This window comes from Sulfuriflexus sp., assembly GCF_032250955.1.
Taxonomy (GTDB): domain Bacteria; phylum Pseudomonadota; class Gammaproteobacteria; order AKS1; family AKS1; genus Sulfuriflexus.
This window is the reverse complement of the sequence record NZ_JAVVES010000006.1, coordinates 1-17,581: the sequence shown is the minus strand read 5'-3', so window position 1 is coordinate 17,581 and position 17,581 is coordinate 1. Positions and strand designations below refer to the sequence as shown.

The 17,581-nt window shown below is 55.0% G+C and carries 13 protein-coding genes; 7 read left to right on the top strand and 6 right to left on the bottom strand.

The window, feature by feature from the left end:
• Nucleotides 1-41: 41 nt before the first annotated feature.
• From dxs to xseB, 3 genes are all read right to left on the bottom strand, one after another.
• Nucleotides 42-1,937, bottom strand: coding sequence for a 1-deoxy-D-xylulose-5-phosphate synthase (gene dxs / locus RQ738_RS01685; protein ID WP_314161647.1), 1,896 nt, complete (start codon nt 1,935-1,937; stop codon nt 42-44).
• 91 nt (nt 1,938-2,028) lie between these two features.
• Nucleotides 2,029-2,937, bottom strand: a complete 909-nt coding sequence (ispA, locus tag RQ738_RS01680; protein WP_314161646.1) for a (2E,6E)-farnesyl diphosphate synthase — start codon at nt 2,935-2,937, stop codon at nt 2,029-2,031.
• Nucleotides 2,921-3,169 (bottom strand): exodeoxyribonuclease VII small subunit, encoded by a 249-nt coding sequence (gene xseB / locus RQ738_RS01675; RefSeq protein ID WP_314161645.1) that lies wholly within the window; start codon nt 3,167-3,169, stop codon nt 2,921-2,923. Before xseB ends, ispA begins: the two co-directional genes overlap by 17 nt.
• Before the next feature lie 181 nt (nt 3,170-3,350).
• Here xseB and RQ738_RS01670 point away from each other — a divergent pair, with 181 nt between their 5' ends.
• The 6 genes from RQ738_RS01670 (at nt 3,351) to parC (ending at nt 10,672) form a co-directional block, all read left to right on the top strand.
• Nucleotides 3,351-3,770 carry a rubrerythrin family protein gene (locus RQ738_RS01670; protein WP_314161644.1) on the top strand — a complete coding sequence of 140 codons (420 nt, stop codon included), beginning with the start codon at nt 3,351-3,353 and terminating at the stop codon, nt 3,768-3,770.
• Between the two features lie 91 nt (nt 3,771-3,861).
• Nucleotides 3,862-5,199, top strand: coding sequence for a heterodisulfide reductase-related iron-sulfur binding cluster (locus tag RQ738_RS01665; RefSeq protein ID WP_314161643.1), 1,338 nt, complete (start codon nt 3,862-3,864; stop codon nt 5,197-5,199).
• A gap of 22 nt (nt 5,200-5,221) precedes the next feature.
• Entirely contained in the window at nt 5,222-5,800 is a 579-nt protein-coding gene (locus tag RQ738_RS01660; protein ID WP_314161642.1) for a DUF3501 family protein, read from the top strand.
• 67 nt (nt 5,801-5,867) lie between these two features.
• Nucleotides 5,868-6,425 carry a CNP1-like family protein gene (locus tag RQ738_RS01655; RefSeq protein ID WP_314161641.1) on the top strand — a complete coding sequence of 186 codons (558 nt, stop codon included), beginning with the start codon at nt 5,868-5,870 and terminating at the stop codon, nt 6,423-6,425.
• Nucleotides 6,426-6,458: 33 nt separating this feature from the next.
• The gene (parE, locus tag RQ738_RS01650; RefSeq protein ID WP_314161640.1) at nt 6,459-8,351 is read left to right on the top strand and encodes a DNA topoisomerase IV subunit B; all 1,893 of its coding nucleotides are present in this window, start codon (nt 6,459-6,461) and stop codon (nt 8,349-8,351) included.
• A 107-nt stretch (nt 8,352-8,458) separates the two neighbouring features.
• The gene (gene parC / locus RQ738_RS01645) at nt 8,459-10,672 is read left to right on the top strand and encodes a DNA topoisomerase IV subunit A (RefSeq protein WP_314161688.1); all 2,214 of its coding nucleotides are present in this window, start codon (nt 8,459-8,461) and stop codon (nt 10,670-10,672) included.
• 250 nt (nt 10,673-10,922) lie between these two features.
• Here the strand turns inward: parC and RQ738_RS01640 are convergent, their stop codons facing one another.
• Together RQ738_RS01640 and RQ738_RS01635 are read right to left on the bottom strand one after the other, a co-directional pair.
• Nucleotides 10,923-12,014 (bottom strand): hypothetical protein, encoded by a 1,092-nt coding sequence (locus tag RQ738_RS01640; RefSeq protein WP_314161639.1) that lies wholly within the window; start codon nt 12,012-12,014, stop codon nt 10,923-10,925.
• Nucleotides 12,011-13,558 carry an adenylate/guanylate cyclase domain-containing protein gene (locus RQ738_RS01635; RefSeq protein ID WP_314161638.1) on the bottom strand — a complete coding sequence of 516 codons (1,548 nt, stop codon included), beginning with the start codon at nt 13,556-13,558 and terminating at the stop codon, nt 12,011-12,013. The genes RQ738_RS01640 and RQ738_RS01635 overlap by 4 nt, the downstream gene beginning before the upstream one ends.
• A 517-nt stretch (nt 13,559-14,075) precedes the next feature.
• Here RQ738_RS01635 and RQ738_RS01630 point away from each other — a divergent pair.
• Entirely contained in the window at nt 14,076-15,317 is a 1,242-nt protein-coding gene (locus RQ738_RS01630) for a DUF1015 domain-containing protein (RefSeq protein ID WP_314161637.1), read from the top strand.
• On the opposite strand, the gene RQ738_RS01625 is transcribed toward RQ738_RS01630, so the two are convergent.
• Nucleotides 15,318-17,402: an EAL domain-containing protein gene (locus RQ738_RS01625; protein ID WP_314161636.1), complete on the bottom strand. Its 2,085-nt coding sequence runs from the start codon at nt 17,400-17,402 to the stop codon at nt 15,318-15,320. It lies immediately after the preceding gene.
• Nucleotides 17,403-17,581 lie beyond the last annotated feature (179 nt).

Genomic DNA, 17,581 nt, shown 5'->3' with positions numbered 1-17,581 from the left:
AACTATCATTATCCAAAATAACTGAGCAAAATACTAGGGAATTATTTTACGTGCCGCGATGGTGCCATGCAATCCATATCTGTGCAGCGATTTTCCACGGCGCGGATTATAGCACCGGAATCGAGCCCGCACTCGGCCAGCAGGCTGTTTGTCTCGCCGTGCTCGATAAAACGGTCAGGGAGGCCAAGTTGCAGCACCGGCAGAGTGATCGCCTGGGCGGCGAGGGATTCCTGGACGGCGCTGCCTGCCCCGCCCATACAGGCATTTTCCTCGACAGTGACCAGCAGGTCATGATCTGCGGCAAGCCGGGCGATGAGGTCGTCGTCGAGGGGTTTGACAAAGCGCATATCGGCAACGGTCGCATTCAGTGATTCGGCAGCCTCAAGGCTGGCCGCCAGCACGCTGCCAAAGGCGAGGATGGCGACCTTTTGACCCTGGCGGCGAAGCAGGCCCTTGCCTATCGGCAGGGTCTGCAGGTCTGCGGTCACGGCCACCCCGGGGCCGCTACCACGCGGGTAGCGAACCGCGGCGGGCCCATCGTGCCGGAAGCCGGTGCTGAGCATCTGCCGACATTCATTTTCGTCACTCGGGGCCATGATGAGCATATTCGGGATACAGCGCAGGAAGGACAGGTCAAACGCCCCGGCGTGGGTTGGTCCATCGGCACCCACCAGCCCGGCCCTGTCGATGGCGAGCAGGACAGGCAGATTCTGCAGGGCGACATCATGGATAAGTTGATCGTAGGCACGCTGCAGGAAGGTCGAATAAATCGCCACCACCGGTTTTAGCCCTTCACAGGCCAGCCCCGCGGCCAGCGTGATACTGTGTTGTTCAGCAATACCGACATCGTAGTAACGATCCGGAAATGCCTTTGAGAATTGAACCAGACCCGAGCCTTCACACATGGCCGGCGTGATACCCATCAGGCGTTCATCAGCCGCGGCCATGTCACACAGCCAGTCACTGAAAATCTGGGTATAGGTCGGGCCGGCACCGGGCCCGGCCAGCGACTCGCCACTTTCCGGGTCAAACTTCGAGACGCCGTGGAAACCACAGGGATTGTCCTCGGCCGGCGCGTAACCCTTGCCTTTTTGCGTGACGATATGCAGGAACTGCGGGCCGGGCAGCTGGCGCAGGTTACGCAGGGTTTTGATCAGAGTGGGCAAGTCATGGCCGTCGATAGGACCGATATAGTTGAAACCGAGCTCCTCGAATAGCGTGCCGGGCACGACCATGCCCTTCATGTGTTCCTCGGCACGGCGCGCCAGTTCCCAGACCGGCGGGATGGTGCCAAGCACCTTCTTACTGCCTTCACGCATGCTCGAGTAAAGCTTGCCGGAGAGGACGCGGGCGAGGTAATTCGATAGACCGCCAACGTTGTTGGATATCGACATGTCATTGTCGTTGAGGATGACCAGCAAATTTGCGTCCAGATCGCCGGCATGATTCAGGGCCTCGAAGGCCATACCGGCCGTCATTGCGCCGTCGCCGATTATGGCCGCGACACGCCGATCCTTGCCTTCATGTGTCGCCGCGATGGCCATGCCGAGGGCGGCGCTGATCGAGGTGCTGGAATGACCAACACCAAAGCAGTCATATTCGCTTTCATCGCGCTTCGGGAACCCGGCGATGCCACCTTGCTGGCGTATCGTGCTCATGGCCTCGCGGCGGCCGGTGAGGATTTTGTGAATATAACTCTGGTGGCCGACATCCCAGACCAGGCGGTCTTCCGGGGTGGCAAAGACATAGTGCAGGGCGACGCTAAGCTCGACCGTACCGAGGTTTGCGGCCAGGTGGCCGCCGGTGCGACTGACGGTATCGATGAGAAAATGGCGTAATTCATCGGCCAACCGCGGCAGCTGCTGCTCGGGCAGGCTGCGCAGATCGGCGGGGTCATCAATGTTTACCAGTATTGGGTATGTCTCTGCGTCAGCCATCTTGGAGGTCCGAAAATGAGCCGGTTATGATCGGTGTTTGACCGTAAACATGCAAGGCCGGCAGACGGAATATGGGTATAAAAAATTACCTTTAATGGCCGCGCTCGATGATATAGGCTGATAGCCAGCGCAGCGGGTCGGCCTTTTCGTCGAATCCTGCCAGGGCCTGCAGGGCATCGGAATGGCACTGTTCGGCCATTTGCTTGGCCTCGACCATGCCCAGAAGGGAGGGATAGGTGGATTTGTCCCTGGCAATATCTGCGCCCTGTGCCTTGCCGAGGGTCTCTGTATCGGCCTCGACATCAAGGATATCGTCGCGGATCTGGAAGGCCAGGCCGATACACTTGGCATAGTGATCAAGGGCCTTGAACTGTTCATCGCTACAGGTACTGGCCAGGCAGCCGAGTTGCACACTGGCGCGGATCAGGGCACCGGTCTTGTGGATATGCATGCTCTCGAGTTCCGGCAGGGTCAGGGTTTTGCCTTCACTGGCCAGGTCAATGGCCTGGCCGCCGGCCATGCCCCGTGAGCCAATCGAGCGGGCCAGAATGTCGACCATTTGCAGACGTTTTTCAGCGCCACAGCCCATGGCGGGGTCCCTGGCCAGGATAAGGAAAGCCAGCGAATGCAGCGCATCCCCGGCGAGCACGGCGACGGCCTCGTCAAATGCCTTGTGGCAGGTTGGTTTGCCCCGGCGCAGGTCATCATCATCCATTGACGGCAGGTCGTCATGGATGAGTGAATAGGCATGGATTAATTCAACGGTGCTGGCCGGGCCATCCAGTTCCCGCTGCGGGGTCTCCAGTGCCTGGCCGGTTAAATAGACGAGGATCGCCCGTACACGTTTGCCGCCGCCGAGCACGCTGTAGCGCATGGCCGCATGCAGGTTTTCGGGCTGGACGGTGAGCGGCGGTAACCAGTGGGCCAGGGCCGTTTCGACCTGTCCCTGGAGATCATGCATCAGGCGTTGCAGGGGCAAATTGTCAATCGTCCTGGTCAAAGCTTTCGGTGCCGGCGTCGGCATTTTGTTCGAGCAGGATCTGGACTTTTTGCTCGGCATCGGCCAGTGCTTTCTGGCAGGTGCGGGTCAGGGCGATGCCGCGCTCGAAGTCTTGCAGGGCATCTTCCAGGCGGGTTTCACCCTTTTCCATACGTTCGACGAGTGTTTCCAGCTCATCAAGAGCCCCCTCAAAATCGGCGGGCTGGCTGGTTTTTCCGGTTTTCTTGGCCACAGTAAGGTTTCTCTAGCAGTTCGCGCGTAACTTACCGCAGCGCCACGGGTAGCGTCAAACGCTATGCTGGTTTAGCCTTGTTGGTCTTGGTGGCCTATTGACAATGGGCGTAGTGCAGGCATAATGGCCTCACAGGCTTAGACTAAGTCTAAACTAACCCACCCACTTGGAGGAATTGAAAATGGATCTGAAAGGTAGCAAGACAGAACAGAATCTAAAAGACGCCTTTGCCGGCGAGTCACAGGCCAACCGTCGTTATCTGTACTTCGCATCAAAGGCCGATGTTGAAGGCTACAATGATGTGGCCGCCGTGTTCCGTTCCACCGCTGAAGGTGAAACCGGTCACGCCCACGGCCATCTCGAGTACCTGGAAGCAGTCGGTGACCCGGCTACAGGTCTGCCAATCGGCCCAACCGGCGACAACCTGAAGGCTGCGGTGGCCGGCGAAACTCACGAGTACACTGATATGTACCCGGGTATGGCCAAGGCTGCGCGTGAAGAAGGCTTTGATGAAATTGCAGACTGGTTTGAAACACTGGGCAAGGCTGAGCGTTCGCACGCCAATCGCTTCCAGAAGGCACTGGACAGCCTGGACGATTAATAACGGCTATTCTGGTTTTATTCACACGGCCGGCTCTTATGCCGGCCGTGATGTTTCAAGGTTAATAATAACAGGCTGGGAGTAACTCAACATGGCATCAGGCACTCGTGAAGGCAGTCTGCAGGCACCGACCCGGTATCCACTCGACTGGGAAAATGAGGCGTTCTGGGACGAAGATAATCTGTTTACTGAACTCGAACGTGTTTATGACATTTGTCATGGTTGTCGTCGTTGCGTAAGTCTGTGCCAGTCCTTCCCGACGCTTTTTGACCTGGTGGATGAATCCGACACCATGGAGGTCGATGGCGTCGATAAAAAAGACTACTGGAAGGTAATTGATCACTGTTTCCTGTGCGACCTGTGTTACATGACCAAGTGCCCCTATGTGCCGCCGCACGAATGGAACGTCGATTTTCCACACCTGATGTTGCGTGCCAAGGCGCAGAAATTTCGCAAGCAGGGCGCGAGTACCCGCGACAAGATCCTGACGGCAACCGATAAAGTCGGCAACCTCGCCGGGATCCCGGTCGTCAGCGGCATCGTCAATGCCGCCAATCGTGCCCGGCCGATTCGCAAGATCCTCGAGGCGACACTCGGTGTGCATGCCGATGCCGTGGTGCCGGCGTATCACAGCAAGACCACACGCAAGCGTCTCGCGGACCACATTACCGACGAGAGCGGGGCCGAGCCGACAGCGGATACCCGTGGCAAGGTGGCCCTGTTTGCGACTTGTTATGGCAACCGCAATGCCCCTGAATTAGGCGAAGACCTGGTGGCCATCTTTGAACACAACGGTATCCCCATGAAGCTGGCCGAAAAGGAACAGTGTTGTGGTATGCCGAAACTGGAGCTCGGTGACCTCGATGCCGTGCGCAAGGCCAAAGAGGCGAATATCCCTGTATTGGCGAAACTCGTCGATGCGGGTTGGGATATCGTCGCGCCGGTACCGTCGTGTGTGCTCATGTTCAAGCAGGAGTTACGCCTGATGTTCCCGGATGATGCCGAGGTGCAGAAGGTTGCCGCCGCCATATATGACCCGTTCGAATACCTGATGTTGCGCCACAAGGCAGGCAAATTGCGCACCGATTTCAGCAAACCGATGGGCAAGATCAGTTACCACGTCGCCTGTCACTTGCGGGTGCAGAACATCGGTATGAAGACACGCGACCTGCTGCGCCTGATCCCGGATACTGAAGTGGATGCCATTGAACGTTGTTCCGGGCATGACGGCACCTATGCCGTGAAAAAAGAGTTCCACGCGACCTCGATGAAGATTGCCAGACCGGTCGTCAACAAAGTCAAGCAGGCCAGTGCGGATCATTACTCGAGTGATTGTCCGATGGCCGCTGACCAGATTGCCAATGGTCTGGATGACGGTAGTAGACCTGAACATCCATTAAGCCTGTTACGCCAGGCCTACGGTATCTGAAGCAGATTAAGGAGTTATCGCGATGTTGAGCCGAGATGATTTAATGAACCTTGAGACCTATGCCGGGCAACGCGCGGAATTTCGTGCCAGGGTTATTGCCCATAAAAAAGATCGCCAGGTAATGCTGGGCGAGAATGCGACCCTGTATTTTGAGGATCGCCTGACCATGCAGTATCAGATACAGGAAATGCTACGTATCGAGCGCATTTTTGATGCCGAGGGCATTCAGGAGGAACTCGATACCTACAACCCGCTGATCCCGGATGGCAGTAACTGGAAGGCAACCTTCATGATCGAATTCACGGATGAAAAGGCCCGCAAGGAGGCCCTGGCCAAAATGATCGGTATCGAGGACAGGGTCTGGATGCAGGTCGCCGGCCATGAGCGCGTGTATGCGATTGCTGACGAAGACCTTGAACGCGACAACGCGGAAAAGACCTCGGCGGTACACTTTATGCGGTTCGAATTGACGCCGGCGATGGTCGAGGCCGCAAAATCAGGGGCCGACATCGGTGCCGGCATCGACCACGAGGCATATAATGTGAGTATCGCGGCACTGCCGGGCAACATTCGTGACAGCCTCGCGGCCGATCTGGCCTGAGACTCAGAGACTGGATGTTCCTGCTTTGTCCCCGCGCCATGCTGGGGTACACTGTGCGCATATGCATATGAACAAGAACGCTCTGTACTATCTGGCATTATTCTGTAGCAGTCTGCTGCTCTCAGCCCCACTTTCCGCGATCGAGGATGACGACCCGGACCTCGGTGCTTTCATCGAGGGACCCAGCTGGGAAGAGGAGGAGGTTATTCTGCCGCCCTTCCCGAAGCGCGATGACCTGCTCAAGCTTGAGGTCGATCGTGTCGACATGCCGTTCAGCTTCTATATCGATCCCGCCTCCCTCAATGTCGGCAAGGATGGCGTATCGCGTTACACCATCGTGATTGAATCAAATTCCGGTGCCAGTAATGTCATGCATGAAGGCATTCGCTGCACTACACAGGAGTACCGTACCTATGCCTACGGCACCCATGATGGCCAGTTCAGCAAGGCGCAAACCAGCAACTGGACAAGGATCAGCAGCAGTGATGCAATGGCACATCGTTATAACCTCAAGGCTTATTACCTGTGCAGTGGTATCGACAGGCCGCTATCCACAAGTGAAAGCCTGCGAAGAATGCGCTACCCCGAGAATTTTGGCTCAGGTGGCGAAAGAAGTGACTGGTAGAAAGCACGGTTTAAGTGCCAGAAGGTTGTCTGCATGAGCAGTAAGTATGATGCGGCCTCAATCGAGGTTCTGAGCGGTCTCGACCCGGTACGCAAGCGACCTGGCATGTATACCGATACCACCCGCCCCAATCACCTTGCCCAGGAAGTGATCGATAACAGTGTCGATGAAGCGATGGCCGGGCATGCCACGAAGATCGAGGTGACCCTGTTCAAGGACGGCTCGCTGGAAGTCAGCGATGATGGTCGCGGCATGCCGGTCGACATGCACCCGAAGGAAAAGATTCCGGGTATCGAAGTCATTCTGACCCGTCTACATGCCGGTGGCAAATTCTCGAATACGAATTATCAATTCTCCGGCGGTCTGCACGGTGTCGGGGTCTCGGTGGTGAATGCGCTATCCAGACATCTGGAAGTCTGGATTCGCCGTGACGGTAAGGAATACAACATTGCCTTCAAAAACGGCAAGACCGCGTCAAAGCTGAAGGTGGTCGGCAAGGTTGGCCAGCGCAATACCGGTACCACCTTGCGCTTCTGGCCGGATGAGAAATATTTCGACTCCAGCAACTATTCCCTGCCGCGGCTCATGCATGTGCTGCGCGCCAAGGCCGTGCTCTGCCCGGGCCTGGAAGTCACCTTCAAAAATGAAAAGAGCAAGGAAACGTTCAGCTGGTGCTATGCAGATGGCCTGAAGGATTATCTGCTGGAGGCGATCGGGGAACAGCCAATAGAACCTGAAGAACCCTTCATGGGGGCGATGCAAGGGGAGGCCGAGGCGGTTGACTGGGCCGTGGTCTGGCTACCGGAGGGCGGCGAGATGATCGCCGAAAGTTACGTTAACCTGATCCCGACTGTTCAGGGCGGCACTCATGTTAACGGCTTGCGGACCGGGCTGACCGATGCGATCCGTGAATTCTGTGAGTTCCGCAAATTGCTGCCGCGCGGGGTGAAGATTTCGCCGGAAGACGTCTGGGAACGTTGCTGTTATATCCTCTCTCTAAAACACCATGACCCGCAGTTCTCCGGCCAGACCAAGGAGCGCCTGTCCTCGCGGGAGTGTGCGGCGTTTGTGTCCGGCGTGAGCAAGGACGCCTTCAGCCTGTGGCTGAACCAGCACCCCGAGGCCGGCGAGCGGATTGCCATGCTGGCCGTATCCAATGCCCAAAGTCGCATGGCGGCAGGCAAAAAGGTGGCACGCAAGAAGGTCACGGTGGGGCCGGCCTTGCCAGGCAAACTGGCCGACTGCAGCCTGCAGGATATGCGGCGCAGCGAGTTGTTTCTCGTCGAGGGAGACTCGGCGGGCGGTTCCGCCAAGCAGGCGCGCAATCGCGAATTTCAGGCGGTCATGCCGCTACGTGGCAAGATCCTGAATACCTGGGAAGTGGAGTCAACCCAGGTTCTGGCCTCACAGGAAGTGCATGACATCAGTGTCGCCATCGGTGTTGACCCCGGTTCCGATAACCTGGCGGGGCTGCGCTACGGGCGCATCTGTATCCTCGCCGATGCGGATTCAGATGGCGCGCATATTGCCACCTTGTTATGCGCCTTGTTTCTGCGGCACTTCCGACCGCTGGTGGAGGCCGGGCATATTTATGTGGCGATGCCACCGCTGTATCGTATTGATGTCGGCAAGGAGGTCTTCTACGCCCTTGATGACAGTGAAAAGCAGGGTGTTCTTGACCGCATCACTGCCGAGAAAAAGCGCGGCAAGGTCAATGTCCAGCGCTTCAAGGGCCTCGGGGAAATGAACCCCTTGCAACTGCGCGAAACCTCGATCGCCCCGGATACCCGGCGGCTGGTTCGTCTGACCATTGATGCAAAAGACCAGGCCTCCGAGATCATGGATATGCTGCTCTCCAAGAAACGCGCGGGCGACCGCAAGATCTGGCTGGAACAAAAGGGTGATATCGCAGAGGTGCACTCGTAAAGAGTTAAATAAAGATTATGGCAGGTAAGAAAAAGACAGTGGCCAGGAAAAAGTCCAGGGCCGGGGTTGAACAGGCCAACGAGCCGGATTTTGAATCCATAGAACAGATGCCCCTGAAGGATTTTACAGAGAAGGCTTACCTCGATTACTCGATGTATGTCATTCTCGATCGTGCCTTGCCGCATATTGGTGACGGCCTGAAGCCGGTGCAGCGCCGCATCACCTATGCCATGTCCGAGTTGGGCCTGTCCGCCACATCCAAGTACAAGAAATCGGCGCGAACCGTCGGTGACGTACTCGGCAAATTCCATCCCCATGGCGACAGCGCCTGTTACGAGGCCATGGTGCTGATGGCGCAGCCTTTCTCCTACCGCTACCCGATTATTGACGGGCAGGGTAACTGGGGCTCGCAGGATGACCCGAAGTCCTTCGCGGCGATGCGTTATACGGAATCGAAACTGACCCCCTATGCCCAGGCGCTGCTGTCCGAGCTGGAACTGGGTACGGTGGACTGGGTGCCGAACTTTGATGGCAGCCTGCGTGAGCCGTCCCTGTTGCCGGCCCGCGTGCCGAATATTCTCCTCAACGGGACCACCGGCATTGCCGTGGGCATGGCCACGGACATTCCGCCGCATAATCTGCGCGAAGTCGTCGCGGCCTGTATCTTCTTGCTGGATAACAGCAAGGCCGACATGGCCGAGTTGAGCAAATATATCCCGGGCCCGGATTACCCCACCGATGCCGAGATCATCAGTCCGAAGACCGATCTCAAGAGCATGTACGAAACCGGCCATGGCAGTATCCGCATGCGCGCCCGCTACCTGAAAGAAAATGATGAGCTCGTGATTACTGCCCTGCCGCACCAGGTTTCCGGGGGCAAGATCCTTGAACAGATCGCCGGACAGATGACGGCGAAGAAACTGCCGATGGTCGAGGACCTGCGTGATGAATCAGACCACGAAAACCCGACGCGGCTGGTCATTGTGCCGCGTTCCAATCGTATTAATACCGATGAACTCATGGCACATCTATTTGCGACTACTGATCTTGAACGCACCTACCGCGTTAACCTGAATATGATCGGTATCGATGGACGGCCGCGGGTTCGTAATCTGCAACAGATCCTGACCGAATGGTTGAGCTTCCGCACCGCGACCGTAAGACGCCGTCTCGAATATCGTCTGGAAAAGGTGAGAGATCGTCTGCATGTCCTGGAAGGGCTGCTCGCCGCCTTCCTGAACATCGATGAAGTGATAGCGATTATCCGCCACGAGGATGAGCCGAAGCCGGTATTGATGAAGCGCTTCGGGATAAGCGATCGCCAGGCCGAAGCGATCCTGGAACTGAAACTGCGCCACCTCGCCAAACTCGAAGAAATGAAGATCCGCGGCGAACAAAAGGAACTGGCGCGGGAACGCGAAGCGATTGAAAAGACCCTGGGTTCGAAACAGCGAATGAAGACCCTGATCAAGACCGAGCTCAAGGAAGACGCGGAAAAATACGGTGATGATCGCCGCTCACCTATTGTGATACGTGAGGCTGCCCAGGCTATCGATGAGAGCGCCTTGCTTGCTGCTGAGCCGGTGACTGTGGTGCTCTCGAAGAAGGGCTGGATCCGTGCTGCCAAAGGTCATGAAGTTGACCCGCTGCAAATGAATTACAAGGCCGGGGATGCTTATCGTGACGCGGCCTGCGGGCGCAGCACTGAACCGAGTGTATTCCTCGATTCCACCGGTCGGGTGTATACCGTGACTACGCATACCTTGCCCTCGGCGCGCGGTCTGGGCGAACCATTATCGGGACGCGTTAATCCACCCGACGGGGCGACATTTGAAGGGGTCATGATCGGCAAAGCCGATGACCTGTATGTGGTTGCCAGTACCAGCGGCTACGGTTTCGTAACCAGGCTGGGCGACCTGTATACAAAGAACAAGAATGGCAAGAGTGTACTCAACACCGGCAAGTTCGGCAGGGCGCTCGGCGTCGCCAGGGTATCCGACATGGAGTCTGACTGGCTGGCCCTGGTGAGTAACGAGGGGCACCTGTTGGTGCTCGATGTCGCTGAACTACCTGTGATGGCAAAGGGCAAGGGGATCAAGCTGCTGAATATCCCGACTGCGAAGCTGAAGGCGGGTGAGGCATACACGAGTGCCATGGCCGTACTTACCGGCGAGCAGAAATTACGCGTCGAAGCGGGCAAGCGGCATGTCACCTTGAGCCAGACTGATCTCGAGCATTATATGCATGAGCGTGGTACCCGGGGCAGGAAGCTGCCGCAAGGTTATCAGAAGGTCGATAGCCTGATTGCCGTCGACAAATAACGGTCTATCCTCTGATTGATGATTTCCTGGCTCACAGAACCCTTCGGGTTCGTTGTGCTGTCTCACAGGATCCTATCGGCTCCATTGTTAGTACCCTACGCTTCCAGCGTCAGGGCAACCCTACTCCTCCGGAGTCAGGGCAATTGATGATTGATGATTGATGAGTGACAATCATTTTTATAAAAATCCTGTCGGAGAGGATATTACAGAATTGTCTTTGCCATTCCGCCCCTGACTTCTGGGTGCGATATTAATTGATACCGCTACTTTGATTTTGTTGTTGGCGGAGTTTTTTCAGTTTGTCCAGGACATGCTGTGCCCGCAATATACTCGTCTGCAACGTCTTGTTGCGGGGATCGAGCCTGAGCGCATCCTCCCATACCCGCTTGGCCTGAGAGATATTTTCCTGCCGGTATAGCGCATTTCCCCTCGTGATGCTTTCCTTGACGATTACGCTGACTTTATCGCGGTGTTGTAGCTTGAGTCTGAGATAGGCCGGGCTATCAGGCTCCAGTTTGCCGAGTCTCGCGAGGAGCTTGCCAGCCTTGGCAAGATCATCAGTATCCATGGCCTGATTGATGTTGTGCTGCAACTTCTTGCTGTCGCTTTGTTTCTTCCGGGACTGGCGTTTTACATTTTGTACTGCAATGTTTTGCAGTTGGGCATTAATCTGTTGTTGCAACACCTTGAGTTTATCAAGGGAGGCCTGATCGGCCGGGAATTGTCGTGCCTGCGTCACGCAACGGTTTGCCAGGGCCAGCTCTTTATCATCGAGTAACAGGCCGGCCATTGCCATCAGGCGATTATGCATGTCCGCGATCTCATCGCGCATGTTTTTTAATTTGTAGTGCGCGGAGAAGTTTATCGGTGACTTACGTACGTCCTGTTCATGCAGCGGTAGCTTGTTATAGAGTTGTTGCGCGCGTACCAGTAACGCCTCGGCATCAAGTTTGCGAATACGCCGTAAATGTTGCTTGAGATGAACACGGTGCTGTTGGCGCAGGACATCACTGCCCGGGTATTTTTGCAGCGCCTTGTCCAGCAGCGAGATCCTGCTGGCAGAGTCTTCCACGTCGGTTATCGCTGCCAACTCCCTGAGGATCTGCTGTTCGTATTTGTCGGCAAGTGATTCAACTTCCTTGCGCTTGCTGACATAGGCGGCAAACTCCGGCGTATTCGCGGGGATGTGCTCAAGGGAGGTGAGTGCGCGGCCGTACTCGTCATCCGCAATCCAGGCATCAATCTTTGCCATGCTCGGAATCCCGCCTTGTACTTCAAGAACACTGCAGGCGGACTGGGAGAGCAGGAGAGTCGCCAGAAATAAAATGTTGAGTGTTTTCATGCAGCGGCTTTGCCTGCGAGTATTTGTTCAATTTGCTTTTCCATAAGCAGCTCATGCTCGGCTGCGAGGCCGGTAACTACATAGGTAGCGACGGGGTGTTTACGGCTACGCAGCTGGATAGGTTTGTGCTGCCGGGCAACAATCTGCTGGCTGATCCCGGCAGTGGCATAAGTATCCTTGTTAATAACGATTTCACCGGGCGCTGCAAAAGTACAAAGTCGTGAGGCAAGATTGACGGAATCACCAACAACGGTGAATTCCATGCGGTCGTTATAACCCATGTTGCCGGCGAGCATGTCACCGGAATTAATACCAAGACGAAACTGCACCGGGAACTGGCCTTTTTCGATACGGATGGTATTCAAACGCTCAACCAGTCGCTGGATGAGTACGGCACAACCTATGGCATGAAAGGCATGGTCCGGATCATTTTGCGGGATACCGAACACCACCATGGCACAGTCACCCATGAACTTGTCAATGTTGCCGTAATAAAGTTTGGTAGCCTCACCAATATAAGAAAAATATTCATTCAATAATTTAGCGATCTCTTCGGAGGGAAGATTCTCGGAAATATCGGTATAGCCGACAATGTCCGCGAACAGTACACTTCCATGTACATGCTCGCCGCCAATTTCTACATTATCGAGATCATTCATGATCTGTTTGGCAACATTGGTGGAGACAAAACGTGAAAAGGCATCTTCTACCTGGCTTTTTTTGAGCAGACCATCGGCCATGGAATTGAATGCATTGATCAGGTTACCAATTTCATCATTACGTCGTTCTGAAATACGGTAGGTCAACCGACCCTCGTCAATGGCCTTGCTGGCATCCATGAGGTAATTGATGGGTTGCGAGACCTTGCGTGACATAGCATAAGAGATGATGATGGCAAGGATGATCATCAGGATAGTCGCCGCAGTAATGGCGCGGACAGAATCATGCACGGCAGTATCCAGGCTGGCGCGACTGAAGGTGATCAATACATAGCCGGCACGCACATCCTGAAAGGTGACCGGGTGCAGAAACGAAACCAGGTTATCCTGAACCTGTCCGTCTATCTCGTACTGCCACTCCATACTGTGGGTAGTGCCATTCACAGGACTTGCGACATTGACCAGTTCATTGCCATTTTCCAGTGGAGTGATTCCGGCGCTGGCGAGGGCATTACCCTTGTCATCAAATACGCCGGTACCGAGAATACTCTTATCATTGATCATGTTTCTGGTGAGTACGCCGAGGCTGAGCCGGTCATCGGCAAGGATGAGCTCCTTGGCGGATTCAGCTAACTGGATGGCGACTGTGTTGCCGTGGGCATTGATCTGCTTGCGCAGCAGCTTTTCCTGGTTGTTGATGACTACTGATCCGAGCAAGACCATCCCCAGGGTGACCAGCAAGGAAACGGCAAGGGACAGCTTGACGGCAATCGGTATTTGTCGCGGCAAGAAGCCGCGCAGGCGAAGGCCCACTGCGGGCAGGCGAAATGACGTCAAATTCCCCGGAAAGCTGGTTGTTTTGCTTGTTTGTTTTTTTGTGATCATGCCGCAAATTCCGGAAATATCTCGGTCAGTGACCATAAAGAATAGCATGCTGGAATGAATTCGCCGAGATCCGTCTAAATTCACCCATCTCGATCGTGGGAAATGTGAAGAGGTTCACATTTAGCCTTCATGAATTATATTCACAATCCAGCGGGGTCGGAGTCGCTGTTGACAGATACATTTGACCTGGTCGCCAACATCGCGGCCCGTTGTTCCAGCGAATCACCACGCACGCGCGACTCCGACCCCTGAATCCGCAGCGGGGTCGGAGTCGCTGTTGACAGATGCATTTGACCTGGTCGCCAACATCGCGGCCCGTTGTTCCAGCGAATCACCACGCACGCGCGACTCCGACCCCTTATCTTCAGCGAATCACTACGCACGCGCGACTCCGACCCCTTATCCTTCAAAAACATAGTATTAACAGGTTGTTAAGATAAGCCATTGATTGCCAGATGTTTGCCAGCCGGAGAAGGTGTAGAATACGCGAGCTTGAAATAACTATCTGGAGAATTGAATGAGCCTGATTCGCCCCTTCACAGGGCTACGCCCGGTAGCTGGCCGCGCCGCTGAAGTTGCTGCACCACCGTATGATGTACTGAATACCGAAGAGGCGCGCCAGCGTGCACAAGGTCGCCCGTGGAGTTTCCTGCACATCTCCAAGCCGGAAATCGACCTCCCTGAAGGCACAGATCCCTATAGTGATGCGGTTTATGCCAAGGGCGCGGCTAACCTGCAACGGATGATCGATGAAGGCGTGCTGGCGCGCGATGCACAGCCTTGTTACTACTTCTACCGTCTCATTATGGGAGAACATGAACAGACCGGGCTGGTGGCCGTGGCCTCGGTGGCGGACTACGATACCAACCGTATTCGCAAGCATGAGTTTACCCGTCCGGATAAGGAAGATGATCGGGTGCGCAATATCGAGGCCCTGAATGCACAGACCGGGCCGGTTTTTTTGACCTACAGGCACTCTGCCATGGTCGATGAGATTGCCTTACAGGTTACCCGGGCTGCGCCCGATGTAGACATTACTGCCGATGATGGCGTGAAACATACCTTGTGGGCGGTGAATGACGCCGGCCTGCTTGAGCAACTGACCGCTACCTTTGAGGCGATGGAATGCCTGTATATCGCTGATGGTCACCATCGTTCAGCGGCAGCCTCGCGGGTTTGCGCCAGTCGCAAGGCGAACAACCCCGACCACACGGGTGACGAGAGTTATAACTATTTCCTGTCGGTGATTTTTCCGGATAACCAGATGAAGATACTGGACTATAACCGCGTCGTTACCGATCTTAATGGTCTGGATAGTGACAGTTACCTGGTAAAGGTCAAGGAAGCCTTTGATGTGGAAACGAGTGACAGCCCGGTCTCACCCGGCCAAAACGGCGAGTATGGCATGTATCTGGATGGTCAGTGGTATCGGCTCAATATCCATTCCGACCGTATTCTGGCAAATGACCCCGTGGGCAGCCTCGATGTTAGCCTGTTGGCTGATCAGTTGATTGAACCCGTGCTGGGGATCAGTGACCCGCGCCGTGATAAGCGTATTGATTTCGTTGGCGGGATCCGTGGTTTGGCCGAACTTGAGCGTCGCGTTAATAGTGGCGAAATGGCCGTAGCCTTTTCATTGTACCCGACCCGCATCGAGCAGCTCATGGCCGTGGCCGACGCAGGCAATGTTATGCCGCCAAAGTCGACCTGGTTTGAACCGAAGCTGGCCGACGGCCTGGTTTCACATGTGCTTGATTGATCAGGATTCGCCGGAAAAATCGTAGTCGAGTTCGGTGCCGGGTTCCTGCAGGAAGTAACCCTGGATGTAGTTGACGCCGTACTGCCAGAGCAGGGCCAGACAGTTGGCGTCCTGCACAAACTCGGCAATCGTCAGCTTGCCCATGGAATGGGCAGTCTGGATGATCGACTTCACGGTTTCCTGATGCTGGCTGTCGCCGGCCAGACTGCTAATCAGATCACCATCAATCTTCAGAAAATCGACATCCAGGTGTTTGAGGTTCTTGATGGAGTTCAGGCTGCTGCCGAAGTGATCGAGAACGACCTTGCAATGCAGCTGCTTCATGCCGGTGATAAAGGCCTTGGCTTCATTCAGGTGCATGAAGGCACTGGATTCATCGAGTTCGAAAACGATGCAGTCGCCGGCAACACGGTTTTCCTTGATTTGCTCACTCAACCAGGGCAGCAAGCCGGGCTCATTCAGGGAGTAACCGGATAACTTGATAAAGAAGCTGGTTTTTTTGTCGCGGGCGTGTTCTTCCGCCAGTCGTTGCAGGGCATGTTTGATAACCCAGCGATCAATCTCCGGCATGAGGGATGTTTGTTCTGCGGCGGGAATAAATTCATGCGGCAGGACTGCTTCGCCACTAGCGTTTTGCATGCGCAGCAGGACTTCGTAGTTTTCACTGGTGTCGCCATGCAGACTCACTATCGGTTGATAAGCAAGAAAGAACTGGTCGTTAGCCAATGCATCACGAAGCGTTTCAACCCAGGCAGCGTTGCGTTCCTTATCCGCCTGTTCGACTTCAACAAGATTAAATAAATGCACACGGTTACCGCCTTCAGCTGACGCTGCGTTACAGGCACTGCTGGCGCGGGTAAGCACATCCTGTGCGCTACTTGAGTTTTCACCAACAGGACAGACGCCGATGCTTACCGTGGTTGTAACAGTTTGACCGCCGACATCCGAAATATGATCTTCAATCGTTTTGCATAACTTCTGGGCATAATCCTGCGAGGTTTCATGTGAGGCTTCCTTGAGAAGAATGGTAAAACTGTAATCGCCAAAACGGGCAATGATGTCAGGCTCCTCGACATGGGTTTTTAGTTCCTTGGCAACATCACTGATAACCAGATCGCTGGCTGCCAGGCCGAGGGTTCCCTTGATGTCCTCAAAATCATCTATTTCGATATAGAACATGGCAGTCCGTGAGGAGTCCGTGGCCGCTTTTGAAATACCCTGTTCGAGTGCCTCAATAAAATAATTCCTGTTATAGAGGCTGGTGAGCAGATCCTGTTTGCTGAGGATGTTAAGTTGCTGTTCGAGGTCCTTGTCAGAGGCGCTGCGAATAATGATCTGGGTACAGGTCTCGCCATCCACCGAGGCAGGGGTAAACTCCATTACCGCATTGAATTCTGTGCCGTCGGTACGCATGCCCTTGACTTCAATATCGCCCTTCATTTCATTCGGGTTATTCGAGAACTTGCGCAGAAATTTTTTGAAAACATCGTGATCAGCCGGTGCGACCATATCCATGATGGGCATACCATCAATATCTTCCGGATCGTCATAGCCGAATAATTCCATATACACGGGGTTGGCATACAGGTGCATGCCCTCGTGGACATAGGTAATGGCGTCGCGGGAACTGTCCAGCAGATTGCGGCAGCGCACCTCACTTTCCCGGGCGGCCTTGTTGAACCTGCGTAACTGGCGGCGATCGTTGAGTGCCTTGATCTCACGCCTGACGATATATTGCAGGTGTTCCGGCTCGGCATCCTTCTTGAAGAAGTCACAGGCGCCTGCTTGCAGGGCCGCGCCGGCGGTCAGGTTTTCGCTGCCATTGGCCGCGACAATGAGAGGAATGTCTTTTTCGGTTTTCCTCAGTAACTCGATAGCCTTGTGGGCATCAATATAGCTCAGTTTATCAGCGGTGATAATCAGATCCCAGTTCTGGGCATCCAGCGCCTCCTGCATGTCTTCATCATCCTCCACACGGGTAGCGCGAACGGCATGCCCGGCATTGCGCAGGATGTTTGTGATCATCTCGGCATCGTTGGATGACTCATCGATGATGAGTAGGTGCAGCGTATTGTCCTTTTCCATTACCACCCCTGGGCGAACTGTTATTGTTCTGAAATAATTTTCCGGCTAATCATTAAATTCTATCACTGCTGTCCCGTTAATTCCCTCTCCCTTCGGGAGAGAGTTAGGGTGAGGGGATTTAGATTCGATAACACATTGTTTTATTTACTCCCTCATCCTGGCCTTCTCCCGGAGGGAGA

Excerpts from the sequence above, each read along its gene's own strand:
- RQ738_RS01655 (WP_314161641.1), top strand. The coding sequence starts at position 5,868 with ATGAACAAGAACGCTCTGTACTATCTGGCATTATTCTGTAGCAGTCTG.
- RQ738_RS01660 (WP_314161642.1), top strand. The coding sequence starts at position 5,222 with ATGTTGAGCCGAGATGATTTAATGAACCTTGAGACCTATGCCGGGCAA.
- parE (WP_314161640.1), top strand. The coding sequence starts at position 6,459 with ATGAGCAGTAAGTATGATGCGGCCTCAATCGAGGTTCTGAGCGGTCTC.
- RQ738_RS01625 (WP_314161636.1), bottom strand. The coding sequence starts at position 17,402 with ATGGAAAAGGACAATACGCTGCACCTACTCATCATCGATGAGTCATCC.
- RQ738_RS01640 (WP_314161639.1), bottom strand. The coding sequence starts at position 12,014 with ATGAAAACACTCAACATTTTATTTCTGGCGACTCTCCTGCTCTCCCAG.
- dxs (WP_314161647.1), bottom strand. The coding sequence starts at position 1,937 with ATGGCTGACGCAGAGACATACCCAATACTGGTAAACATTGATGACCCC.
- RQ738_RS01665 (WP_314161643.1), top strand. The coding sequence starts at position 3,862 with ATGGCATCAGGCACTCGTGAAGGCAGTCTGCAGGCACCGACCCGGTAT.
- RQ738_RS01630 (WP_314161637.1), top strand. The coding sequence starts at position 14,076 with ATGAGCCTGATTCGCCCCTTCACAGGGCTACGCCCGGTAGCTGGCCGC.
- RQ738_RS01635 (WP_314161638.1), bottom strand. The coding sequence starts at position 13,558 with ATGATCACAAAAAAACAAACAAGCAAAACAACCAGCTTTCCGGGGAAT.
- parC (WP_314161688.1), top strand. The coding sequence starts at position 8,459 with ATGCCCCTGAAGGATTTTACAGAGAAGGCTTACCTCGATTACTCGATG.
- RQ738_RS01670 (WP_314161644.1), top strand. The coding sequence starts at position 3,351 with ATGGATCTGAAAGGTAGCAAGACAGAACAGAATCTAAAAGACGCCTTT.